This window comes from Neobacillus rhizosphaerae, from assembly GCF_937468385.1.
Classification (GTDB): domain Bacteria; phylum Bacillota; class Bacilli; order Bacillales; family Cytobacillaceae; genus Neobacillus; species Neobacillus rhizosphaerae.
The window spans coordinates 49,731-73,174 of the sequence record NZ_CALBWS010000027.1; the positions used below are offsets into that span (position 1 = coordinate 49,731).

The window sequence follows — 23,444 nt, forward strand, 5'->3', positions numbered from 1 at the left end:
TATACGTCATCCTTCCGCTTTCAATTCCAAAATTAAATCACGAAGCTCTGCGGCTCGTTCAAAATTAAGGGCCTTGGCTTCAAATTTCATTTCTTTTTCCATGGTAGCAATAAGTTTCTCTTTTTCCTTTTTGCTCATCTTGCCAAATGATGCTGCTGGTTTATACTCTTCCTGATCCTCGGCCGCATGAGTAGCGCGAATGACATCACGAATTTCTTTTTGAATCGTCTGGGGCGTGATTCCGTATTTAAGGTTGTATTCCTCTTGAATCTCACGGCGCCGCTTCGTTTCGCCAATCGCCAGCTCCATGGAATTGGTGATGCGGTCGGCATACATAATCACGTGGCCGTTGGCATTCCGGGCGGCACGGCCAATTGTTTGAATTAACGAACGTTCCGAGCGGAGGAAGCCTTCTTTGTCGGCATCAAGAATAGTAATGAGCGAAACCTCAGGAATATCCAGTCCTTCCCGGAGCAGGTTAATTCCAATGAGAACATCATATTTTCCAAGACGAAGCTCACGGATAATCTCAATCCGTTCGAGCGTTTTGACTTCTGAATGCAAATATTGGACTTTGATGCCGATTTCCTTCAGATAATCGGTTAAGTCCTCGGACATTTTTTTCGTTAGCGTCGTAACAAGGACTCGTTCATTTTTCTTCACCCGGTCTTGAATTTCACCAATTAGGTCATCAATCTGACCCTCAATTGGACGAACTTCAATCGTTGGATCGAGAAGTCCTGTTGGCCGAATGATTTGCTCGATCATTTCCGGGGTGTGCTCCAGTTCATAAGGACCAGGTGTTGCCGAAACAAAGATAGCATTATGAACATGCTTGTCAAATTCATCAAAGGTGAGCGGTCTGTTATCAAGGGCCGATGGCAAACGGAAGCCGTGGTCCACAAGCACCTGTTTCCGTGCTTTGTCGCCATTGAACATGCCTCTTACCTGTGGCAAGGTAACATGCGACTCATCAATGATCAATAGAAAATCCTCTGGAAAGTAATCGATCAGCGTGTATGGTGTCGAGCCTGCAGGTCGTAGTGTGAGATGGCGCGAGTAATTCTCTATTCCTGAGCAAAAGCCCATTTCCCGCATCATTTCTAAGTCATATCGTGTACGCTGTTCAATCCTTTGTGCTTCAAGCAATTTATTCTCTTCACGGAGCACGGCAAGCCGTTCTTCGAGTTCTTTTTCAATATTCTCGATGGCAACACGCAGCTTCTCTTCCCTTGTAACAAAGTGGGAGGCTGGAAAAATAGCGACATGTTCGCGTTCGCCGATGATTTCACCTGTGAGCGCATCGACTTCACGAATGCGGTCGATTTCATCACCGAAAAATTCCACACGTACACAATGCTCATCACGCGAAACTGGAAAAATTTCAACAACATCGCCGCGGACTCGGAATGTCCCTCGCTTAAAATCGATATCGTTTCGTTCGTATTGAATGTCAACTAAACGGTGAAGCAGTTGATTGCGCTCGATTTCCATTCCTGTTCGAAGCGACAACACCATTTCCCGATATTCTTCTGGCGAACCGAGACCATAAATACAGGAGACACTGGCAATAATGATGACATCCTTCCGCTCAAATAAGGAAGAGGTTGCGGAGTGACGTAGTTTATCAATCTCATCGTTAATGCTGGCATCTTTTTCAATAAATGTATCGGTTTGTGGCACGTAGGCTTCAGGCTGATAGTAATCATAATAACTAACAAAATACTCAACCGCATTGTTTGGAAAAAAATCCTTGAACTCACTATAAAGCTGTCCGGCCAGTGTTTTGTTGTGGGCAATAACAAGCGTTGGTTTATTTACCTCTTTAATCACGTTTGAAACGGTGAACGTCTTGCCTGTACCTGTGGCACCAAGGAGTGTCTGATGGCGCTTGTTTTGGTTGATGCCTTCGACTAATTGCCTGATAGCTTCCGGCTGATCCCCTTGGGGTGAATATTTTGAAACTAATTCAAATTGGTCCTTCACAAATAGTTTCCTCCCCGCTTAAAAAAAATCAAATCTATTTTGTTGACACTTTTCAGCTTAATAACCTTGTTTATGGACCGAGATGACGCTGGAAAGTGAATCGTAAAAATTCATATTAACATTCTACCACATTCAACCAATAACAAACCAACAATATGCGAACTAGTATTCGTTTTTTTTATTAATAAGGGATTTTGTATTTTTTAGAAGAAAAATAAGGTTTTCAGGTTGACTTTTTGTTTGTAACGATGGTTAGAAATTAGGGTTTGGCTCATTTTTTGGAAAGATTGGCTCATTTTTATAAATTATTGGCTCATTTTTTAGGAGTTATGGCTTTTTTAACATTTTGTCCCAATTTCCCGAAGGAGATTTGCGTCGCAATCAAAAAAAGTCTGCCACAAACGGGCAGACTCTGGATTACTAACTTTTTTTTGCCGCTCGCTGCTTCATTTTTGCTGCCAGCCAGAACCCTGCGGTTAAGGAGAAGGCGTCAATTACAATGAGTACGAACGAGTTGGTATAACCTTTATATACAGACGCCGCGATAAGGGCAACGGTTAAAACAAGGCCGATGAATCGATTGTAAGTGACCCGTGTAAAAAGTAAAACTAGTAACCCTGGCAAAATAAAGCCCGACAAGTATGCAATAACCACTACCAATGGGTACACCTCATTCATTGCTTTCTGTTAATTAATTCTAGAAATTAATCAACAAAATTGCAACAAAAAGTTTCTTTTTCTAGTCCTCACTCATTGAATGGTAGAGTTATTTTTCGAGTTTGAAAGCTGCTGTGTTTGATGGGTCATCAAGCTAATCAGCACGAAGCCAAGCAATGAGAGCACAATTGGCACAACCACTGTGTGGAGCCCGAATGCATTTGGGTAATAACGGTCTAATAATATATAGGAACCCATTCCTAAAATCATCGAGGTGATTGCGCCATATTTGTTGCCTTTACGCCAATAAAGTCCTAGGATTACTGGCCAAATAAAGACGGACTCCAAGCCACCGAAAGAAAATAAATTCAGCCAAACAATTAAATCTGGCGGACTTAAAGCCAGCAGTATAACGAGGATGCCAATAATCGCTGTGACACTGAAACTGACCTTTTTCACATGAGTATCCCCGGCATCGGGCTTAATGTAATTTAAATAGACATCTTTGACTAAAGCCGAGCTTACTAGGATAAGTAAGGCATCTACCGTGGACATAATGGCCGCCATCGGCGCCGCAAGGACGATTCCGGCAACAAATGGCGGCAGCACTTTCATCGACAGCAATGGCATGACGGTATCACCAATTTTTATACCAGGAAGCACGGGCCTTGCGAACACACCAATAAGGTGCATACCGAGCATAATAAAGCCGACGACAATCGTCCCGATAATGATGGCACTATGCATCGCCTTTGAATTTTTATAGGACATCGCCCTTACTGTAATTTGCGGCAGACCGACAACTCCAATCCCCACTAATATCCAGAACGAGGAAACATAGGCGGGTGTTAAACTTCTATCAGCCCCAAACGGACTAATTAAATTTGGATTTTCCGCCGCTAAATCGGAGATGATCCTTGGGATGCCCCCGCCTGCTTTAATCGTTGCCACGAGAAGAATTAATGTCCCTATAAACATTACAACACCCTGAACGGCATCCGTTAAGGCCACTGCTCGAAAGCCACCGACGATGACAAATACGAGAACAGAAAAGGCGAAAATCAATAATGCAACCGTATAAGGCAGGCCTGTTAAACTTTCAACGAGCCGCGCTCCGCCAATCCATTGTGCTGCCATTGATGAAAAAAGAAAAATAATGATACTTGCAGCCGATAATAGCACAACGGTTTTACTTTTATAGCGTTCTTTTAGAAAGTCAATCAAGGTGATGGCCTTGTACTGACGAGCAACGATGGCGAATTTCTTCCCTAACACCATTAACGTGAAATAACCCGTTGCCAGTTGGGCCATCGCCAGCAGAACCCAGCCTAGCCCTTGTGTATAGGCAACTCCTGGCCCTCCGATAAAACTGCTGGCACTACCATAAGTCGCTACCATGGTCATTGCCAGGATGAAGCCACCCATTTGCCGCTCACCTAAAAAATATTCCTCGAGGAAGGAATTGGATTTGATGACAAATTTATTGGACCAAAAGCCGACTGCAAAAATAATCATGAGGAAAATAATCAATGGTGTAATAACTGCCCAGTTCACTTGATATCCCCCTCTTCTTCTTCAAAGGGAACTTCTTTAAACAGGAATGTTACTGTCAGAATCACTAGAATAACCATTACGATAAATCCAACAACACAGCTATAAAAGAACCATGCCGGTAATCCAAATATGTACGTATAATTTTCAACCTTTCCTGAACCGAGTCCATAACCAAAACCATACCACCAGATAAAATTGATTAATACAAGGATAACCCCGATCAATGCTTCTCTATGGGCAATCTTAAAACGCTTATCCAACGGATGAACTGTTTTTTTCAACCGTATGCCTCCTCAAAAATGTAATCACGTTATTTTTAACGAATAATGAACATTTTACCAAACATACACGATTGTTAAAGAATTTTGCACAAAAAAACCTATTAAGATGTGCCCGATACACGTGACACAGCTCAATAGGGTTTTAAAGAAAGTGGTGTCAGGCACCACAGAAAGACATTTCAAGCAATTTGTCCGTGTGGAGTGGACACTTCCGTTTATCAGGGTGTCCACGCCATACGGACAAAAAGGGGATTTGTCCACGAAGGGTGTCAGGCAGACACTTCAATCCGCGCTCCATCTTTACCTAACTGATAACCATCAATCACAGTGTTGGCTGCCATTAGTCCTTCTTTGTAGAAGAAGTACCCTTTGCCTTCTATTTCATTCCAACCGGTTGCCAAAACTCCATCATTGTTAAGAAAATACTTTTTCCCTGATAGGTCCAGCCAGCCTATTTTCATGATTCCACTATTCTCAAAGAAATACCAATTACCTTTATGGGAAGTCCAGCCTGTTTTCATCGACCCATCAGCAGTTAGGTAATACCACTTATCAGCAGATTGAAACCAACCTGTTTTCATCATTCCGGTTTCATCAAAGTAATACCATTTACTTTTATTAGATATCCAGCCTGTTTTCATCACACCTGATTGATCAAAATAATGCCATTTCCCGCTTTTTGAAAGCCATCCGGTCTTCATGGAGCCACTCGATTCAAAGAAATACCACTTGCCGCCCTTATTTAACCAGCCTGTTTTCATTTCGCCGCTTTCCTCAAAATAGTACCAGTTGTTACCTGATTTTAACCAACCCGTCTTCATAACTCCGCTACTATCCAAATAAACCCAGGACTTTCCTGACTTAGTCCAACCTGTCTTCATAACTCCTTTTTCATCAAAATAATACCAGCTTTGCCCTAACTTTAACCAACCTGTCTTCTTTGTCCCACTTCCATCCAGGTAATACCATTTGTTATTTACCTTTGACCAGCCTCCGATTGAAGTGCCGCCTTTTACCATTTCTTTAAATTCCTTCAATGATGTAGATGGCACTACGGACTTTCTTCCAAGCTCAAATGGATTATTTCCTATCTTGGCATTTACAGCCACTGTTGTAAAAGCATATTTATATCCTGTCATTTTTAATAGTTCGATTGTTCGCTTATTATAAGTTCCAAACGGATATGCAAAGTAATCAGTAGTTAATAAATTTCTACTAGTCTCAAAGTCTTGCAAAATGACCTCTTCAGATTCTGTTAATAGTGCTGCTTTTCCATTGATAAAACGGTGCAGGCCCTTAGTATGACTTCCATATTGAAAAACGTCCTTCATCGCATCGACCTCTGACCAGCTTAAAAATTGTAATTCCTTCGCATCGAAAGGTACCGGGGTATTGGAAATACGGTCTGTAATCAAGAAGCCTGTAGCTTTAAATCCGTATTTTTTTAAAATGGGATAGGCATAAACGGAATTTGTTTTATGTCCATCATCAAATGTAAGCACTACTGTTTTACCTGGAAAAGTCATTTCTCCACGGAGATATGCACCTAATTCAAATAAGCTGGCAGTATAGTACCCCTGATCATGTAAATATTTCATTTGCTCTTCAAAGGCATCTAGGTTAATAATGTTTGAATTTCTTGGAGAATAGTTCTCATTCTTTTTTAAAATATTATGATATAGGAGTATAGGGATACCACTCTGTTTCCTATTTTCTTTTGCACTTGCAGAGGTGTTAAACAATAATAGAGTACTCGTTAAAAAGAATAGTATAAATGTGATCTTTTTCAGTTTCAGTTCCATTTCCTGTACCTCACATGATGTTTATATGAAATATAGCTATATATGACTTCATATCCTTTTCCTTTAAGGACCATTTTTACCAATACTGGTAAAAATTATAAAACAGTACTACTATTATATCAATAAAATTTTTCCATAGTTTCAATTAGTTGATTAACCATCTTGTTGGAAATATATTGAAACCCATAAAAAACTATCATGAGCCTCAACTCCCAACCCTACCATGGAAATAAATTTAGAGAACAAGCCGTAGTCACCTAATAAAGGCGGTGAGAGCAAAGCTAGACTTCACATCCTTCGTCTAGTGAAATGGGTATTTCACTTTAACTGGTTTAAGTGATTCATTTTTGCGGCGCTCCGCCCCTTTTCCACAGAAAAGGACATCCTCGATTAGATGCCCTTGGTCAAAAAATTTTATCAACCTTTGGATGATCCCTTAGTATTTTGCTGATATTTACTTTAATTCCACGAACTGCGAAAACAAGACCTTCAAAAAACTAGTTACAAGTCCCATGCGGACTTGGGCAGCCATTGGCTTCTTTTTCAACCTGAATCGTGCTGTGCTCGATCTGGAATTCATCATGGAGAATCTGCTGCGATTGCGACAGGATTTCATCATGAATCCCTTCATCAGAAATGGTTACATGGCAGCTTAAGACCGGATAACCAGAGGTAATTGTCCAAATATGCAAGTCATGGACTTCCTTCACTAATGGAATTTTCCCCAGTTCCTTCTTGACCTGACTGAAATCAATTTGTGTCGGAGCACCTTCCATCAAGATGTGAAAAGAATCCTTTGTAACTCTGAATCCACTGACAAGAATTAAGGCGGCCACGATAACGCTGGCAATGGGGTCCGCAATGCCCCAACCGAAAAACATGATCAAGAGGGCGGCGACGATGGCCCCAACTGACCCAAGCATATCACCTAGTACATGTAAAAACGCACTTCTAACATTCAAGTTTTCATCCTTATCACCTTGCATTAAAATCCAGGCAGCAATGATGTTTACAAGTAATCCTATGACAGAAATGACCAGCATCCCTGCGCTCTGCACCTCCGGAGGAGAGAAAAAACGTCGGATGGCTTCATAGAAAATAATCAAGGATATGACGAGTAACGTTAATCCATTTAGCGCAGCGGCAATGATTTCAAACCGTTTGTAGCCATACGTTTTTTCTTGTGAAACCTGCTTTTCCCCAAGCTTTATCGCGAAAAAGCTTAATCCAAGCGCAGCGGCGTCACTCAGCATATGGCCGGCATCAGATAGCAAAGCCAAACTGTTTGTTAGGAAACCGCCGATGACTTCGACGACCATAAATGCGGCAATTAAGATGAAAGAACTTAATAATGCTTTTTTGTTTCCTGTATGTGAATGTCCGTGTGAGTGACCGTGTGAATGTCCATGATGGTGGTGATGACCCATGTTTATCCCCCCAAAAAGCCGCTTTTATTGCGGCTCTATTATTTATCTCTTTCTTAAGAAAACTCGCCGACTGGCAAGCCCCAAAGAGCGAAGACAGAGGCGTAGTTGCCCTTATGCGTGATAGAAAAGAATAAACTTTCCTAATTAGCCTTGAAAGTTTATTCTTTCTTATTAGCTAAACCGAAATTGTTCCGAATAAGGCTAGTTTTTTCCAATCACAATAATTCGATACATTTCCATTGAGTCATGCTACTTTTAACCAGAATAACTCTCTATTCCTTCACCCGTAAAAGTCTTAATCCGTTTAAGGTCACCAGCAAGGTCACTCCCATATCGGCGAAAATCGCAATCCACAAGGTAAGCCAGCCCGGAACAACAAGGAGAAGGGCCAATAGCTTCACAACAAGTGATAAGGCGATATTTTGCTTTATTATCTGAAGGGTTTTCCGGCTTAGTTTAATCGTAAAGGGCAGCTTTTTTAAGTCGTCGTTCATTAAAGCGATATCAGCTGTTTCAAGCGCCGTATCGGTCCCAGCCCCACCCATCGCAATCCCAACTGTGGCCGAGGCGAGTGCCGGCGCATCATTGACACCGTCACCAACCATTGCTACCCTTCCAAACTGGGATTTTAATTTTTTGATAAAATCCAGTTTATCTTCTGGTAAAAGCTCTGCTTCGATCCTGTTCATTCCAACATGCCGGCCAATAGCTGCAGCGGTTGCTTTGTTGTCTCCAGTAAGCAATATTGTTTGTTGTATGCCCAGCTGATGAAGGCGTTCGATGACCGTCGGGCTACTTTCGCGGACTTCGTCGGCAACTGCTATCAGGGCGAGGATTTTTTTGTCTGTTCCAGCAATCATCACTGTTTTTCCTTCATTTTGCAGGAAGGAAATTTGTTCAGTGACTTCTCTAGGAATGGAATCGAACAGCTTTGTATTTCCAACACGGTATTCTATGCCGTTAATCAGTCCTTTAATGCCCTTTCCAGTAATAGAGGAGAATTCCTCAACTTGATTTTCTATGTTAAGGTATGCCGCTTTTTTGATAATGGCACTGGCAAGTGGATGCTGCGACATACTTTCAAGTGCGGCAACAATCGTGAGCAGATTCTCATCACCACTGTAGTTGATGAAGTTCGTCACGACTGGCACACCTTTCGTCAACGTGCCTGTTTTATCAAAGGCAATTGCCTTCACCGCTCCTAATTCTTCTAGATAGCTGCCGCCTTTAATTAGCACACCATTCCTGGCTGCATTTCCAATTGCAGTTACGATCGAAACAGGAGTGGAAATGACTAATGCACATGGGCAGCTGACCACTAAGACGGCGAGACCTTGGTAAATCCACTCTGACCAGTTGGCGGAGAATATCAGTGGCGGAACCACCGCAACCAAAGCTGCAACCACCATAATCGCCGGGGTGTAATACTTCGCAAACCGGTCGACAAACTGCTGAGAAGGAGCTTTTTCTGCCTGGGCTTCTTCGACTAAATGAATGATTTTTGCAATTGTTGTGTCATCACTCAGCCTTGTGACCTTTATTTTCAAAAATCCTTCTTCATTTAATGTTCCGGCGAAAACTTCGTCTTGAACGGCTTTTTCTACTGGCACCGATTCGCCGGTGATGGCCGCTTGATTAACGGATGAATGGCCTTCGACAATGATTCCATCCATGGCAATTATTTGCCCAGGCTTTACATGCATGATGTCTCCGACTTCGATATCTTCCGCTTTTAGTAATACCTCTTGGCCGTTTCTGACAACAATGGCTTCTGTTGGTGCCATTTCCATCAGCGAGCGAATGGAGTTCCTCGCTTTATCCATCGAATAGCCTTCGAGAACTTCACTAATGGCGAACAAGATGACAACGACTGCCCCTTCACTCCACTCACCGATGATTGCCGCACCAATAATCGCAATCGTCATCAGTGTTTTCATATCAAAATCAAGTCGGAGCAAATTTTTCAACCCGGTTTTAAAAAGAGGAAATCCTCCTAGTAAAATAGCAGCGGCAAAAAGAATATCTTTCGAAAAAATATAGCCACCGAGTATGAATAATAGTGATAACCCGAGCAGTCCATAACGTTTCCAGAACGGTTCCTTTTGGGCGGCAGGCGGCTTTTCTTTTTCCGGATAAATCGTTAATTTTTCAAAGGCACCTGCTTCATGCAGTTCCTCTAAAGTGGCGCTTCCGAAGACTGTCAGCTTTGAAGCACCAAAATTTACTTTCGCATCAACAACACCATCCAGGTGCTGCACGTTCTTTTCGAACTTAGCTGCACAGCTTGTTCAGGAAAAGCCTTGCACCCTGTAGACTTGTTTTTCTATTGTCTCAGACACGGCTGGCCACCTCTTCCTGATGGGCAAAGGCAATTTGGATTAATTGGTTAACATGCTCATCATCCAGGGAATAATAGACAAGCTTGCCCTCTTTACGGTATTTCGCAAGCCCAAGGCTTTTTAAATGGCGTAAATGGTGGGATGCCGTAGCCGTTGTTGCCCCGACAATATTAGCTACATCACAAACGCAGAGCTCTTCTTCGAGTGTTAACGCATAAGCGATTTTCATCCGCGTTTCATCGGACAGCGCTTTAAAAAGCTTTGTTACTTCAAGAATAGTACTGCCTTTCTCAAGATGCTGCTTCACCCGAGTAGTTTTTTCGTTATCTACACAGGTAATTTCGCAAACATCGCGCTCTTTCATATCGGTCACCTTCTTCATTCAAATGTTTGTTTGATTATATCTTATTCAAACGGCGGTTTGAATGTCAATGGATTTTGCATTATTTTTTAGAAATTGGTTAAAAAAATAGAAACGTCTTTAACAGAAAAAGAAGAACCACTAAGGCTCTTCTTCACCGTACTTATAGTAAATTTTCCATCGCTCTAAACAACGAAGAACTGAATGTTCATTTATTAGGTGAAAAGGCCGTTTCTTGGTACGATCCAAGAACGGGGTTTGAATGATTCCACGGATTTCCGGAATTATTCCGCTAACTTTCGCTTTAATTCCGCTAACTTTTACAACTATTCCGCGTACTTCTGGTCTTTTTCCACGGATCCCTCAAGGTTCTAGAGAAATGTGGATTCACGATTACTGGTGTCTACAGCCACTGGATTCTTGAGCTTCTATTGCATCGAAGAGACCTGCCGATTTTGCCGGGGAACCTGGGAAATTTCCCCCTGCTCGGTTTCGGCCTGTGGACATCACCGTTGGTAAGTGCCATTCTGGAGGGTGTGCTGATCACAGCAGGTGCCTTTCTCTATTTTCGCTCTGTACTGTCCCGAACAAAATCAGCCGACCCAAACCAAGATAACAGAAAGAGAAAAATACGGGCCGTTATCTCAGGCTTTGTTATGGCCATATTGCTGGCCTTATCGCTGATAACCGATGTGGCGGGGGTCGGATAATCAAACGCTAGTATCTATTACAGGTAGGAGACACATTAAAAAATTTAAGGAAAGCTTTAATGAGCTTGCAAAGCAAGTATTTGAACTGGATTTTAAGGAATGGTATGACAAGGGCTGTTGGAGGAACTTTAGATGATAATTCTAGAACATCATAATTAGACATTCTAATACAGCTTGTGAGACAATCTTACAGATTGAAGCTGGGTTATTTGTTCCGTGTATACCGTAATGATGTTTTGACAATCCCAAATCAGCCTTGCCCTTTGGCAAGACTGATTTAAAACTATATCCCTCATACTCTAGCAACTATGAGTTGTAAATACTGCTGACATTAATGAAATACGTGCTGTCTATTTTTTTATGACGTTTTTTTCATTGGAATAATATTATTATCTGATTGTTGCTTTTTGCTTTTTTTTCGATAAACGATTTTAGACAATGTAACACTAAATTCATATAAAACCAATAGTGGTACGAGAACTAATATTTGTGACATAAAATCAGGTGGAGTTATGAAAGCAGATATAATGGTTAGTAAAAAGTAAGATATCTTTCTAGCTTTAGATAAAAGCATTGGATTAATGACACCAATTGAGGTAAGGAACATAGCAATGAGCGGTATTTCAAATAACAATCCAAACGGCAGTGTTAAGTTTATTATGAATTTAAAATACTTTTCGGCCGTAAACATGGTTTCAAACTGGCCTTTAGATAAGGATAATAAAAAGTTAAGAACAATTGGATACAAGACAAAATAACCGAATGAAAGCCCTGCTATAAACAATGTAAAAAATCCCGGAATGTAGGCTAATGTTATTTTTCGTTCTTTTTTAGTTAGTCCTGGTTTTACAAATAACCACGTTTGATGCGTAGCAATCGGGATGGTAAGTGCGAGCGCACTCACACCCGAAATCATAAAATATATACTAAGGATTTCAGTTGGTCCTAATACTGCTAACTCACGATTAAGATCACGAATAAGCCAATCATAAATTTCCTTCACAAAAATGAATGATCCAAATAAAAAAACGATAAAAGTGAGTAATGTAATGATTATTCGCTTTCTTAATTCCCCTAGGTGATAAACAACCGTTAACTCTTGATTTTTCATATAAGGCCCTCCCTTTTTCCTTTTAGAAATAAGAGGAAGATGTAAGCTTTGAACTTACATCTTCGACACTTTTACTTAGAATGACCACTATCTTCTTTTTCCTCTGACATTATATCCTTTGCTGAGCTTTTAAATTCTCTTAATGTATTACCAAATGCACGCCCAATTTCAGGTAACTTAGATGGCCCAAAAATGATAAGAGCAATAATTAATATTAAAATTAGACCAGGTACTCCTATATTTTGTAACATGATGTTTCCTCCATTAAAAATATTTTTAAACTATTGATACGGATAAGATAAACAACATTTATCCTTTCACCTCTTTTTCTTTTTGTTTTTCTTTTCCTCCATTATTTAATGGTAAAGGATCCATACTTTGATCGTTCGCTGTTAAATTAATTCCATAGTCCTTAGCGAAAACCATATGGGTTTCTACAAGAACACCTTCTTTATTTTCATCTAAATTGAATACCCTCGCTCCACGAAGTCTGTTTCTATCAGCACCAGAAAGCCCGTACGTTCCGAAACCTGTGTTACCAGCATACCCTAGCAAAATTCCATAATAGTTGCCACAGTAGGTGTTTACATGATCATGTCCGCAGAAAACGCCCTTAACGTCCCCTCTCTCTAACATGGCTGAAAACAAACCACCGTTAACCGGTCCTGGACATTCATCTTCATTTCTTTCTCCTACTATATTATGTTTTGCCACTGCAAGATCATGGTTAGCTTGTGTTCTACTATCAACACTTCCATACCACATAAAACGATGTTCCCATAGAGGGATATGAATGAACACAAGTGAAGGTACTTTATAACCATACTGCTTCTCAAGTTTTTTGGATTTCTCATAATACCAATTAACTTGATTAAAACGAAGCCAATCCCAAGTAGGGTATCCTTTAAAATCTTGTCCGGCTATTTGAGCTGGTGCATATCTTCCACTATCAAGAAGCCAGAGGTTGAATGCCGCCATATTGCCTTTTGATTTTCTTATTACAAGGTTCATGTTTCCTGTTCCAGTAAGACCCTTTTCTCCAGGTTCATTCATATTATATTTGTAATTCATATAGAACTTCAGCATGTCATTCTCATACATTCCACTATTGGCAGAAGAATCTTCATCATGATTTCCAAATGTAACCGCCCATTTAATTCCTCTTCTTTCCATTGGTTGAGCTACATTATTTAAGGCCTGTTTCATCTCTAATTCAGAATCGCAGCCCCCTGTAATATTGTCACCGTTAAGAACAACAAAATCCGGCTTCTCTGTGTCAAGAACTTTCTCCATAAGTTCAAGTGTCCTGCGATCAATTCGTTCATCATCTTGAGTGTCGTTAAATTGTACAACTTTGAACTTTCCATCTGAGTTAAATTGAAGCTTAGCATTTTCTAATTCTTCAGCATGTACATTGTTAGTAAATAAATCTCCCGGCAATCCAGTAGACGCAAGCGTTAACGCAAGCGTACTCATTCCTCCTATTTTCATAAAACTCCTTCTATCTAACCCTTTGCTTTGATCCTGATTACTCATGAACATTACCTCCAAATTTTTTGGAATTTTTAGAGCCTAGCAATCGAAAAGAGAGAAAATAGGGGAAAAAGGTTTATACAGTTTCAAGTACAAGCAATCATTTTGTAAGAACTGCCGCCATTATCCCCGTAATCTACATTTCCATCGTAGAATAAAAATATTGATAGAATATTAAATAGGCTAGAAATGTAAGTAAAAAAAACAAAGAAAAAAAAGAAAATAAAGAAAACTCGCCGATTGGCGAGCCGTTAGGCGAAGACAGAGGCGTAGTTGCACTTATGCCTGATAGGAAAGTATACTTTCCTATCGGCCAACATAGCCAAAGGAAGAGACAAAATAGCCTTAATAAGTAAAACATTCAGATTATTTATAGTAGAAAAGATAGATGAAATAGATGCTTTTTGGTTTTGTTTTAATCTCCATTTTTGATTAATTTACAAAACTTAATATTTTCTTAGGCTTTTTTTTATATTCAGTTCTTATAATTGAATAAAACAAAACAAATTCAAATGATGGAGGCATTGGAAGTATTGTATGAATATACATTTAATGACAGAAAGGTATAGAGTAATAATTAAAGAACTTGAGATAAAAAATAAAGTTAATGTAGTGGATTTAGCAAAAAAATTAAACGTAACACCAGAAACGATTCGAAAAGATTTAAGCTCGCTTGAAGAGAAAAAGAAATTACGTAGAATTCACGGTGGGGCTATTCGATATTTTGGTTTGATTAAAGAACCTCATTTTAATAAAAAAATCGGCATCTCTCATAATCAAAAAAAAATGATAGGGGAAGTTGCCGCAACTTTCATTATGGATGGGGAAACAGTTGCTCTAGATGTAGGATCAACAACCTTACATATTGCGAGTTCAATTGAAAATGTAAAAAATATCACGATTGTGACCAACTCATTAGCAGCAGCCGAAATCTTAAATAATCGATTAGAAAGCCAACTATTTGATGGCAAAGTAATCGTACTTGGAGGAACAACTAATCCGCGACAACGTTCAATCAGTGGAGCATTAACCAATCAGTTATTGGAACACTTTAATTTTGATAAAGCGTTTATTTCATGTGGAGGAATAAGCAAAGATGGAATATGTGATTTCAATATAGATGAAGCAACTGCATCTACTATTATGATGAAAAGATCAAGAAGTGTTTATGTGGTAACTGATTCTTCCAAAATTAATCAGAAGGCTCTTTTCCATATAGGGTCATTCTCATCAATTGATTGTGTTATTTCAGATCAAGAAATGCCCGCTGATTGGTCTAAAGACGCTATGGTTAGAAACCTAAAATGGATAAAAGCAGGTGACATGTATTAAAAATTGATTACCATGTTCATCTTAAGGAAGCTCCTTATTCATTATAGATAGTTAGAAACAACCTATCATATGTGCAGTTACAGGAACGGAACTAGTCTTTATTGATGGGCATTGCCATCATAAAAATCCATCTCATCTTTCGAATGGTAATAGAATTTTTAAACCTGACGTTAATCCATTTCGCCACGAAAGTCAACTCCAGTATGAAGTAACTCAGGCATTTGTTAATAAACAGGAATTAATTTAAATGTTTTTGAGGGATTATTCAACGGTGACGTTTTGCCGACGGGGTACGATCAACAAACCGCGATTATCTATACTATTAAAATCAGGATTATTTAAAGTATTCTAAGAAGAAAAATTGGGTGAGAAGCTACTTTAAATACTTGATATCTTAACTCAGTAAACAATGTATTCAAAGTATTGAATGTAGCGATGTCTTATCAGTGAGAAGGCATCGAATTGTTGATTTGAAATAAAGTTCGATAATTTAATAAAGTTTGATCAAAATCCTGTATTAATTAAACAGGATTTTTCTTTTTTGCTCTTGGAGATGCTGACAATGCCCTAGCATGTTACTCAATTAAAGGGCCAGATTGTGGAACAACAATTTTTAAGAAAATTGGATATTAATGTTAAAATATAGATAAAATTGTGAAAGAATTTGGTTAAACTTAAGGGTCAGGTTAGCACAAAAAAGGTGATTAAAAATTTGAGATTTTCAAGTATTGTACTATGATGAATTTAATTCAATTACTTGAGTCGAGCAATGGTATGGGACAGTGACCCATACTCTTACATAATCTAGAGAACATTTTAGCTAAGGAGTGGTTGTAATGGCACGGGTTTTATTTATTAATGGTGGATCAGAAGGACATGTCAATCCAACTATTGGAGTTGTACAAGAGCTTATTTCGCGTGGAGAAGAGGTAGTGTACTTTACGATAGAAGCTTTTCGTGAGCGTATTGAGAAGACGGGAGCTACTGTACGAACATTTGATGGTCAAAAATTTGTAAAAGCCTTTATCTCAGGTGGGAGAAGTTATTTACTCGAAAGAATCAACGGTCTTTTGCGTACGGCAGATATCGTGATACCTAGTGTTCTGGAGCAAATCGAAGGAGAACATTTTGATTATATCATCCACGATTCTATGTTTGGTTGTGGATATATACTTGCACAAATACTTAAACTTCCAGCAATTAATTCTTGTACTTCTTTTGCGCAGACAAAAGCTTCATTCGATAAAATGGTCGAACAGCTTTCTAAAAACATTCCTCCAGAAATAGTTAAACCTATAAACGATGAATTTCAAAGCCTGACGGTAATGGTGAAGGAAAAATATGATGTGGGGATTCATTCTCCTTACGAAGTTTTTTGTAATCCTGCACCACTTACAATTGTTTATACAACTAGCGAGTTTCAACCTTTTGAAGAAGCATTTGACCAAACATATAAATTTGTAGGTCCATCCATCTCTTCACGATTAACGCAAGAAAACTTTGACCTTACTGAAATCAAGGGAAAAAGCCCCATTTACATCTCACTGGGTACTGTCTTTAACCAAGCAATTGATTTCTATAAGCTTTGTTTTAAGGCATTTGGGAACACGGATCATACCGTTGTTATGTCTATTGGGGAAAAGGCTCAAATAACTGATTTGGGGGAGATTCCTAAAAACTTCATTGTAAAAAATTATGTTCCACAAACTGAGGTGCTGAAATACACTAAATTATTTATCACACATGGCGGAATGAACAGTACCCATGAAGGTCTCTATTACGGGGTTCCGCTAATTGTAATCCCACAAAGCGCGGATCAGCCGATAATTGCCGGGCAAGTTACCAATATTGGAGCCGGTATTAAATTACATATGCAAAGCTTGACTGCAAATCAACTACGTGAAGCCGTAGATCATGTTCTAAACCACCCTTCTTTCCATACAGCTGTTGCAAATATTAGGGAATCCTTTCAAAAATCGGGTGGGTATTACCAAGCTGTTGATGATATTTTCGAATTTAAAAGTCAATATGATATCTAAATAATGATAAAAACTAGATTGTGAAGTTATACACTTAAAGTACCAGCATCTTTCAATAAGACATTAAATTCAAAACGCTTGGGTGCAGTTCAGTTCAACCTCAAGCGTTTTTTGTGTGCTAATTACAATGTTATTTAACCTGTTGTTTATGTCGCTAAATCATATGTTATTTTTATTGTGATTTAGCTTTTTCTCCACATTATCGGAACTACTTACTTTTCGTTCCCTCCTTTTTCTTACATATAAGTTGCTAACCATTTCTTTGCTTCTTCAATTCGTATCGGCATTTCTCCATGGTTACCTTTCCATATGTCGTTCATCAATTCGGCAATCGGCGGCAACGTCAAATTAGCCTCTTTCATAATATCAGGGCGTTGAAACAGCTCCCTGGGCTGGAAGCTTCCGAGGCACTGACCTTGATGAATCACAATCACATCCTCCGCCCATTCTGCGACAAACTGCATATCATGGGTCGTCACAATCACGGTTTTGCCCTGCTCCTGTAGCAACTGTAATATCGATGCCATCCGTTCTTTTCCGAATGGATCGAGAAAGGCCATTGGCTCGTCCAGGATAAAGACATCTGTCTCCATCGCAAGAACCCCAGCAACGGTGACGTGCTTTTTTTGCCCATAACTTAGCTCAGAGGGATTGTCCGCCAGTAAATGCTCAATTCCTAGAAGCTTGATATATTTATCCACTCTTCCCTGAACCTCTTCTGCAGCTACATCCATTTGAACAGGTCCAAACGCTATATCTTCGGACACTGTTAAAGAAATAAGCTGGTCGTCAGGGTCTTGAAAGACGATGCCAACATGTTGATATAATTCTTTTCGCAGCTTCTTATCAACCTTCTGATTACGGAAAAATATATCTCCTTGCTGCGTGGCATACAGCCCATTCAAATGAAACAAAATCGTCGACTTTCCGGCTCCGTTTGCTCCAACAATCGCCGTTTTCCTACCCTCGCGTATCGAAAAGGAGATGTCTCTTAATATCGGCTTGTCCTTCGTATAGCCATACGACACATTATGAAATTGAAATACATCCATATTATCGCTGTCCTCCCACAAAAAACAAACAGGCAACACAGCCGACCCACAGCACACCATGCAGCCACTCAAACCGAGGTACAATTTCTATTTCCATCGGCTTTCGTTCTCCTTTATAGCCCTTGCTCAACATTCCTAAGTAAATCCGTTCGGATCGTTGAAAGGAGCGAAGCAGCAGACTTCCTAATAGCCAGCCTAATACCCGATATTTTTTTACTTGAAACCATTTACCAGTGTAAAAGCCTCGGCTCCGAAGACTTAACAGCATTTGCCGCACCTCACCTCGAAACACGTCCATAAACCGCAATGTAAACATAATCAGTTCAATAAAAATAGAAGGAAGCCGCAGCTCAGCTAACACTTGCAAAAAAGCCGGAATACCCATGCGGTAAAACATAAAGGTGAGCACCTGGGCAACAAAAAGCAATCGGCCGCTATATTGAAGCGCTTTTATCCATCCATGATCCCCCTCATATAAAGGAAAGAATAGAAAAGTAAACAGCATAAAGAACACTATCGGCCTTAGCTGTTTAATAAAGGCACGAACCGGAATCCCATAAATAAAGAAAAGCAACATCCCGATGAGCAAATTTCCACCTATCACCATAAGGTCCTTCGGTAAAACGCCGAGCACAATCAGGAAAAGGGCCATCACCACTTTGACCCTTTGTTGAGGGAGGGCAATCAATTTCGTTTTCCTGCCATTTTTCCTAGCAAGAGAAAGAGGCCAAACGTAATCACAACCCCAATGATGCCCGAAAGACTTGATGACAGCCATGAGTGCATGCCAGGAATGGCATAGTCAGGGAGTGGTGAATGAAGATACGATGTCGCTCGGTCAATAAATCCCAGCTCTTTTCCTGCCTTTTCGTAGCCATCTGGATGCTGCGAAGCAAGCAAGGATACAGCTCCAGCAATAAATAGCGATACCGTAATCCAAATATAAATCCGTTTCTTCATCATGATCTCTCCTCTCTCCTTGTAAGGAAGAACGAAGATCGACGGGCAAAAGGAACAACCGCTCCGGTAATAAGTCCTTCACCTATGCCGATGATCGAATGCCACAGGATAAGTGTTTGTAACGCCAAACGATAGGAAACCACATTGGACGCCCCAAGCTGAAGGGCGGCAAAAGCAGCAGTGGCGACAACAGAAACCCAGCCTGCAATAAATACCATCAGCGTAACAGGGATTTTACTTTTTCGTAGTAATTTATAGACAATTGAAGCGGCTAGCGGGGCAAGAATCGCCATATTCAGGATATTGATCCCGAGTACACTGATTCCCCCATCTTGAAACACCACTGCTTGAATGGTGACAACCGTTGTCATAATGAGTGTTGTCGGCCAAAAGCCGAATAAATAAACAGCTAACGCTCCTCCAATCAAATGACCAGAGGCTGCGGCGCCTAATAAGGGAAAATTGACCATTTGTGCTGCAAAGATAAATGCAGCCATTACACCCATAATCGGTACCGCTGTTTGCTCGAGATTTTTCTTCGATTCTTGAACACTTTTGGCAAGGACAACAACTGATACCACTGCACCTGCAGCTAAGATAGTGGGACTTAATATCCCATCAGGAATATGCATTACGGTTCTCCTTTTCACTTTTTCTAAAAAAATATTTATGATATGGTTAAGTTATAGGAAGGAGGCACAAAACTTTGACTTCAAAGAACTTAAGTCGATTTGGCGTATCCATGGAAGAAAGCTTACTCGCAAGCTTCGATCAATTAATCGAAGAGAAAGGGTATAAAACCCGCTCTGAAGCTGTCCGAGATTTAGTCCGCGAAAAGTTAGTCAAACATAAATGGGAACAAGACGATCATGAGGTGGCAGGAAGTCTCCTTATCTTCTATGATCATCATCAACGCCATCTTATGGAGGAACTAACGACCATTCAGCACGACTATCATGATGCCATTCTTGCCACAACTCATTTTCATCTGGATCATCATAATTGCTTGGAAATGATTGTCGTTCGCGGAAACACACAAAATATCCGTACTTTACGCGATAAATTACTTAGTTTAAAAGGGGTAAAGTATGGTTCATTGTCTGTTTCTCCTGTAACGGAACCATAATCGTGTCACTTTTCTACCTAATCGTAACACCAATGTATGTTATGGAGCCTTGCCATATGTGTCAATTTTTTAAATTTGAACAATAATAAATCAATATAAAGCCCCGATGAATATGGACGATATTTTCTATATGTCTTTACACATTCAAAACTGAGCACCAATATCCACACAAGCTCAGTTTTTTTATTTTTTACCCAAAAAACTATCATGAGCCTCAACTCCCAACCCTACCATGGAAAATAAATTTAGAGAACAAGCAGTAGTCACCTAATAAAGGCGGTGAGAGCAGAGCTAGACTTCACCTCTTTCGTCTAGTGAAATGGGTATTTCACTTTAACTGGTTAAAGTGATTCATTTTTGCGCCGCTCCGCCCCTTTTCCACAGAAAACGTAAATGGCGTTACACGCCACCATCTAGCATGGAAATACAATTCGTTCTAAAAACCAAGCTAACTTAATAAAGGCGGTGTGAGCAGAGCAGAACTTCACCTAATTCGAAGTGAAAAATGTATTTATTTCACTCGAATTGGATAAACTAATTCACTTTTGCGGCGCTCCGCCCCTTTTCCATACAAAAAAGAAGAACCCAAAGGCTCTTCTTTAGTTCATTCTAGCAACAAAATGGTGTCGCTTTTATTTATTTTGGCTAGAATTGGTCGTATTTACAGCTTTATCTTTCGGAGCTATCCAGAACGCTACTGCTATAGAAGCAAGGAGCACTAGAAATGGCGCGTAAAACATCAGGAAATCATCCAACACGGTGGGTCCTCCTTTTAAGCATGATCATTACGATTACCTTGAACATAATCTTTGTTAAACAAGAACAGCCTTAACAACAGGTATAGCGATGGCAGGAGTAAACAGAGTCCGGCAATAAACGCAATCACCAAGGCGGTTGCCATCGCTTTGTTCGTGAAGCTATCATAAATCGTGAGATACGGATACATTAAATAAGGGTAATGCGATATTCCATAGGCCAAAAATGCGAACGTAAATTGTCCGGTTAATAACCCAAAGGCTAAACCGTAAGCAAGCCTCTTCCACAGTAAGAAAACAGTTCCCGCAAACAATATGACGGATAGCCCAAACAACCACCAGACATCGACTAATCGCTGATAATGTTCCGGATTATGGTCCTTCATCTCCACGATAATTCCCGTAGCGGTGATGATGGCAGGCCCTGCCCAAACAAGGGCATATTTCCGGAGCAGGTTGGCGGCCGCCCTGTCTTTCGCCTTTTGCGCATACCATGTTAAAAACACGGCGGAAATATATAAGACAGATGTCAAACTAAGCACAACAATACTCCATGACAGCGGGCTTGTAAACAAGGCCCAATAATCAAGTACCGGCCCCGATTTCTCCATCGTGACAAAGCCGCCCTCGGAAATCGTCAACACAATCGATAAGGACGCTGGGATAAATAATCCTGTAAGTCCGTACAAGATGGTATACCGTTTATGCTTCAATCCCCCATAGGTGGTAAACGCATAATAGGCACCGCGAATGGCCAGCAGAATCACGGCGATACTCACAGGGACAAGTAAGGTTGAACCATAGTAATAGGCTGTTTTCGGAAAAAAGCCGATTATCCCGACAAAGAAAAAGACTAAAAATACATTCGTAACTTCCCAAACCGGTGATAAATAACGTTGAATCACCTTCGTCAAAATATGCTCTTTTCCTGTCACCGTACTGAAGGCATTAAAAAACCCTGCCCCAAAGTCAATCGATGCGATGATAATATACCCGAATAGAAAAACGCCCAATACGGTAATTCCAAGGATTTCAAGTGTCATTTCATGTCACCCGCCTTATCCGCTGCCCGATCAGCTAATTCCTGTTCCACTGGATTCTTGCGGAACATCCGCCATAATACGAACGCACTGCCAATGCCAAGGATGAGATATAATCCGGCAAACAGCCATAGCATCGTATCCACATGTCCGCTTGCCGTTGCTGCGTCCTTTGTCCGCATAATCCCGCGCAAAACCCACGGCTGTCGGCCTACTTCGTCCAGCCACCAGCCCGCTTCTATCGCGATAATCGAGAATGGACCACCGAGTACCATCAGCCATCTAAACCATTTTGAAAAAATAAACGGCCATTTTTTCCACGTACCAACGAGATAAACCAACGATAGGAAGATAAGCCACATACCGATTGTTACCATTAAATCGAATAAATAATGAATATAAAGCGGCGGCACATCCTCCTTGCTAAATTGATCCAAGCCGATGACTTTAGCGTTCGGATTACTATGTGCTAAGATGCTGAGGCCAAATGGGACTTTCAATGCATATTTCACTTCTCCATTGTCCAAAACCCCGTACAAGATAAGCGGAGCACCAGCTTCTGTTTCAAAGTGCCATTCTGCCGCTGCTAATTTTTCTGGCTGATATTCCGCTAAATACTTTCCGGAAAAATCACCGATTACAGCTGTTGCAATGGAAAATATCAAGCCAAGCTTCATCGTTAATAATAACGCCTTTTTGTGATACTCATGGTTCGACCCTTTCAATAGACGAAAAGCGCCGATGGAGGCCAATACAAATGCTGAAGTCATATAGGCCGTTACTACGACGTGCGCCACCTTCGACGGCATCGCCGGATTAAACATGGCTAAGAGCGGACTTACATTCACCAGTTCCCCATTAACAAGATCAAAGCCTTGTGGCGCATTCATAAATGCATTCACTATCGTGATAAATATGGCGGAAAAGGATGCCCCCAGCGCAACAGGTATCAGGAGCAATAAATGCTTTTTCTGGTTCTTAAATCGATCCCATGTATATATGTATATTCCTAAAAATATCGCTTCAAAGAAGAAAGCGAAGGTTTCCATAAATAGCGGCAGTGCAATTGTATTTCCCGCCAGCTCCATAAAGTTTGGCCATAAAAGAGACAGTTGCAGGCCGATTGCTGTTCCGGTCACAACCCCGACAGCCACGGTAATAACGAACCCACGCGTCCACCTGCGAGCCAGTAATATATAATGTTCGTCATTCTTCTTAATCCCCACCCATTGGGCAATCATAATCATCAGCGGTACGCCGACACCTATGGTTGCATAAATGATGTGGAAGGATAGGGTTAATTCTGTTAGGACACGGCTAAAAAATACTGAATCTCCATTTCCCATTTCACAACACGACCACCTTTCTTAAATTTCGGA

The 23,444-nt window shown here is 40.4% G+C and carries 22 protein-coding genes and 1 pseudogene; 4 read left to right on the top strand and 19 right to left on the bottom strand.

Annotated features, from left to right (window positions below):
- Positions 1-6: 6 nt before the first annotated feature.
- The 8 genes from uvrB to M5A78_RS18205 all read right to left on the bottom strand — a co-directional run bounded on the left by uvrB (position 7) and on the right by M5A78_RS18205 (position 10,410).
- Positions 7-1,986, bottom strand: coding sequence for an excinuclease ABC subunit UvrB (gene uvrB / locus M5A78_RS18170; protein ID WP_248736700.1), 1,980 nt, complete (start codon positions 1,984-1,986; stop codon positions 7-9).
- A gap of 420 nt (positions 1,987-2,406) precedes the next feature.
- A complete protein-coding gene (locus tag M5A78_RS18175) occupies positions 2,407-2,640 on the bottom strand; it encodes a CsbA family protein (RefSeq protein ID WP_248736725.1) in 234 nt (77 codons plus the stop codon).
- 96 nt (positions 2,641-2,736) lie between these two features.
- The gene (gene panF, locus M5A78_RS18180; RefSeq protein WP_248736701.1) at positions 2,737-4,197 is read right to left on the bottom strand and encodes a sodium/pantothenate symporter; all 1,461 of its coding nucleotides are present in this window, start codon (positions 4,195-4,197) and stop codon (positions 2,737-2,739) included.
- Positions 4,194-4,478 carry a YhdT family protein gene (locus tag M5A78_RS18185; RefSeq protein WP_248736702.1) on the bottom strand — a complete coding sequence of 95 codons (285 nt, stop codon included), beginning with the start codon at positions 4,476-4,478 and terminating at the stop codon, positions 4,194-4,196. The genes panF and M5A78_RS18185 overlap by 4 nt, the downstream gene beginning before the upstream one ends.
- 269 nt (positions 4,479-4,747) lie before the next feature.
- Positions 4,748-6,280, bottom strand: a complete 1,533-nt coding sequence (locus M5A78_RS18190; protein WP_248736703.1) for a polysaccharide deacetylase family protein — start codon at positions 6,278-6,280, stop codon at positions 4,748-4,750.
- 497 nt (positions 6,281-6,777) lie between these two features.
- Complete coding sequence (locus M5A78_RS18195; RefSeq protein WP_248736704.1) at positions 6,778-7,707, bottom strand: cation diffusion facilitator family transporter; 930 nt, start codon at positions 7,705-7,707, stop codon at positions 6,778-6,780.
- A gap of 272 nt (positions 7,708-7,979) precedes the next feature.
- The gene (locus tag M5A78_RS18200) at positions 7,980-10,046 is read right to left on the bottom strand and encodes a heavy metal translocating P-type ATPase (protein WP_248736705.1); all 2,067 of its coding nucleotides are present in this window, start codon (positions 10,044-10,046) and stop codon (positions 7,980-7,982) included.
- Positions 10,039-10,410: an ArsR/SmtB family transcription factor gene (locus M5A78_RS18205; RefSeq protein WP_248736706.1), complete on the bottom strand. Its 372-nt coding sequence runs from the start codon at positions 10,408-10,410 to the stop codon at positions 10,039-10,041. Before M5A78_RS18205 ends, M5A78_RS18200 begins: the two co-directional genes overlap by 8 nt.
- Before the next feature lie 533 nt (positions 10,411-10,943).
- Between M5A78_RS18205 and M5A78_RS18210 the strand changes: the two genes are divergently transcribed.
- Positions 10,944-11,117 carry a hypothetical protein gene (locus M5A78_RS18210; protein WP_248736707.1) on the top strand — a complete coding sequence of 58 codons (174 nt, stop codon included), beginning with the start codon at positions 10,944-10,946 and terminating at the stop codon, positions 11,115-11,117.
- A gap of 121 nt (positions 11,118-11,238) precedes the next feature.
- On the opposite strand, the pseudogene M5A78_RS18215 reads toward M5A78_RS18210, so the two are convergent.
- From M5A78_RS18215 to M5A78_RS18230, 4 genes and pseudogenes are all read right to left on the bottom strand, one after another.
- Positions 11,239-11,369, bottom strand: a pseudogene (locus M5A78_RS18215) (L,D-transpeptidase); the annotation flags it as partial.
- A gap of 106 nt (positions 11,370-11,475) precedes the next feature.
- Positions 11,476-12,228, bottom strand: coding sequence for a twin-arginine translocase subunit TatC (gene tatC, locus M5A78_RS18220; protein ID WP_248736708.1), 753 nt, complete (start codon positions 12,226-12,228; stop codon positions 11,476-11,478).
- A 71-nt stretch (positions 12,229-12,299) separates the two neighbouring features.
- Positions 12,300-12,479 (bottom strand): twin-arginine translocase TatA/TatE family subunit, encoded by a 180-nt coding sequence (tatA, locus tag M5A78_RS18225; protein ID WP_248736709.1) that lies wholly within the window; start codon positions 12,477-12,479, stop codon positions 12,300-12,302.
- A 58-nt stretch (positions 12,480-12,537) separates the two neighbouring features.
- A complete protein-coding gene (locus tag M5A78_RS18230) occupies positions 12,538-13,764 on the bottom strand; it encodes a metallophosphoesterase family protein (protein WP_248736710.1) in 1,227 nt (408 codons plus the stop codon).
- Positions 13,765-14,298: 534 nt separating this feature from the next.
- Here M5A78_RS18230 and M5A78_RS18235 point away from each other — a divergent pair.
- Together M5A78_RS18235 and M5A78_RS18240 are read left to right on the top strand one after the other, a co-directional pair.
- Positions 14,299-15,093 (top strand): DeoR/GlpR family DNA-binding transcription regulator, encoded by a 795-nt coding sequence (locus M5A78_RS18235; RefSeq protein WP_248736711.1) that lies wholly within the window; start codon positions 14,299-14,301, stop codon positions 15,091-15,093.
- Between the two features lie 836 nt (positions 15,094-15,929).
- Positions 15,930-17,132: a macrolide family glycosyltransferase gene (locus tag M5A78_RS18240; RefSeq protein ID WP_248736712.1), complete on the top strand. Its 1,203-nt coding sequence runs from the start codon at positions 15,930-15,932 to the stop codon at positions 17,130-17,132.
- A gap of 236 nt (positions 17,133-17,368) precedes the next feature.
- On the opposite strand, the gene M5A78_RS18245 is transcribed toward M5A78_RS18240, so the two are convergent.
- Genes M5A78_RS18245 through M5A78_RS18260 form a run of 4 tightly spaced genes read right to left on the bottom strand, consistent with a single transcriptional unit; the run spans position 17,369 to position 19,776 of the window.
- The gene (locus M5A78_RS18245; RefSeq protein WP_248736713.1) at positions 17,369-18,184 is read right to left on the bottom strand and encodes an energy-coupling factor ABC transporter ATP-binding protein; all 816 of its coding nucleotides are present in this window, start codon (positions 18,182-18,184) and stop codon (positions 17,369-17,371) included.
- A 1-nt stretch (position 18,185) separates the two neighbouring features.
- Positions 18,186-18,962: an energy-coupling factor transporter transmembrane component T family protein gene (locus M5A78_RS18250; RefSeq protein WP_264760470.1), complete on the bottom strand. Its 777-nt coding sequence runs from the start codon at positions 18,960-18,962 to the stop codon at positions 18,186-18,188.
- Complete coding sequence (locus M5A78_RS18255) at positions 18,869-19,147, bottom strand: PDGLE domain-containing protein (RefSeq protein ID WP_248736714.1); 279 nt, start codon at positions 19,145-19,147, stop codon at positions 18,869-18,871. The genes M5A78_RS18250 and M5A78_RS18255 overlap by 94 nt, the downstream gene beginning before the upstream one ends.
- Positions 19,144-19,776, bottom strand: coding sequence for an energy-coupling factor ABC transporter permease (locus M5A78_RS18260; RefSeq protein WP_248736715.1), 633 nt, complete (start codon positions 19,774-19,776; stop codon positions 19,144-19,146). The genes M5A78_RS18255 and M5A78_RS18260 overlap by 4 nt, the downstream gene beginning before the upstream one ends.
- A 74-nt stretch (positions 19,777-19,850) precedes the next feature.
- Between M5A78_RS18260 and nikR the strand changes: the two genes are divergently transcribed.
- The gene (gene nikR, locus M5A78_RS18265) at positions 19,851-20,270 is read left to right on the top strand and encodes a nickel-responsive transcriptional regulator NikR (RefSeq protein WP_248736716.1); all 420 of its coding nucleotides are present in this window, start codon (positions 19,851-19,853) and stop codon (positions 20,268-20,270) included.
- A gap of 632 nt (positions 20,271-20,902) precedes the next feature.
- Here the strand turns inward: nikR and cydS are convergent.
- From cydS to M5A78_RS18275, 3 genes are read right to left on the bottom strand one after another with little or no spacing between them, the layout of a single operon-like run.
- Positions 20,903-21,025 carry a cytochrome bd oxidase small subunit CydS gene (cydS, locus tag M5A78_RS25000; RefSeq protein ID WP_454786405.1) on the bottom strand — a complete coding sequence of 41 codons (123 nt, stop codon included), beginning with the start codon at positions 21,023-21,025 and terminating at the stop codon, positions 20,903-20,905.
- 17 nt (positions 21,026-21,042) lie between these two features.
- Positions 21,043-22,068, bottom strand: coding sequence for a cytochrome d ubiquinol oxidase subunit II (locus M5A78_RS18270; protein ID WP_248736717.1), 1,026 nt, complete (start codon positions 22,066-22,068; stop codon positions 21,043-21,045).
- Positions 22,065-23,411 (bottom strand): cytochrome ubiquinol oxidase subunit I, encoded by a 1,347-nt coding sequence (locus M5A78_RS18275; protein ID WP_248736718.1) that lies wholly within the window; start codon positions 23,409-23,411, stop codon positions 22,065-22,067. Before M5A78_RS18275 ends, M5A78_RS18270 begins: the two co-directional genes overlap by 4 nt.
- Positions 23,412-23,444: the final 33 nt, after the last annotated feature.

Excerpts from the sequence above, each read along its gene's own strand:
- M5A78_RS18190 (WP_248736703.1), bottom strand. The coding sequence starts at position 6,280 with ATGGAACTGAAACTGAAAAAGATCACATTTATACTATTCTTTTTAACG.
- M5A78_RS18195 (WP_248736704.1), bottom strand. The coding sequence starts at position 7,707 with ATGGGTCATCACCACCATCATGGACATTCACACGGTCACTCACACGGA.
- M5A78_RS18205 (WP_248736706.1), bottom strand. The coding sequence starts at position 10,410 with ATGAAAGAGCGCGATGTTTGCGAAATTACCTGTGTAGATAACGAAAAA.
- tatC (WP_248736708.1), bottom strand. The coding sequence starts at position 12,228 with ATGAAAAATCAAGAGTTAACGGTTGTTTATCACCTAGGGGAATTAAGA.
- tatA (WP_248736709.1), bottom strand. The coding sequence starts at position 12,479 with ATGTTACAAAATATAGGAGTACCTGGTCTAATTTTAATATTAATTATT.
- M5A78_RS18230 (WP_248736710.1), bottom strand. The coding sequence starts at position 13,764 with ATGAGTAATCAGGATCAAAGCAAAGGGTTAGATAGAAGGAGTTTTATG.
- M5A78_RS18235 (WP_248736711.1), top strand. The coding sequence starts at position 14,299 with ATGAATATACATTTAATGACAGAAAGGTATAGAGTAATAATTAAAGAA.
- M5A78_RS18240 (WP_248736712.1), top strand. The coding sequence starts at position 15,930 with ATGGCACGGGTTTTATTTATTAATGGTGGATCAGAAGGACATGTCAAT.
- M5A78_RS18245 (WP_248736713.1), bottom strand. The coding sequence starts at position 18,184 with ATGGATGTATTTCAATTTCATAATGTGTCGTATGGCTATACGAAGGAC.
- M5A78_RS18250 (WP_264760470.1), bottom strand. The coding sequence starts at position 18,962 with ATGGCTGTCATCAAGTCTTTCGGGCATCATTGGGGTTGTGATTACGTT.
- M5A78_RS18255 (WP_248736714.1), bottom strand. The coding sequence starts at position 19,147 with ATGATGAAGAAACGGATTTATATTTGGATTACGGTATCGCTATTTATT.
- M5A78_RS18260 (WP_248736715.1), bottom strand. The coding sequence starts at position 19,776 with ATGCATATTCCTGATGGGATATTAAGTCCCACTATCTTAGCTGCAGGT.
- M5A78_RS18270 (WP_248736717.1), bottom strand. The coding sequence starts at position 22,068 with ATGACACTTGAAATCCTTGGAATTACCGTATTGGGCGTTTTTCTATTC.
- M5A78_RS18275 (WP_248736718.1), bottom strand. The coding sequence starts at position 23,411 with ATGGGAAATGGAGATTCAGTATTTTTTAGCCGTGTCCTAACAGAATTA.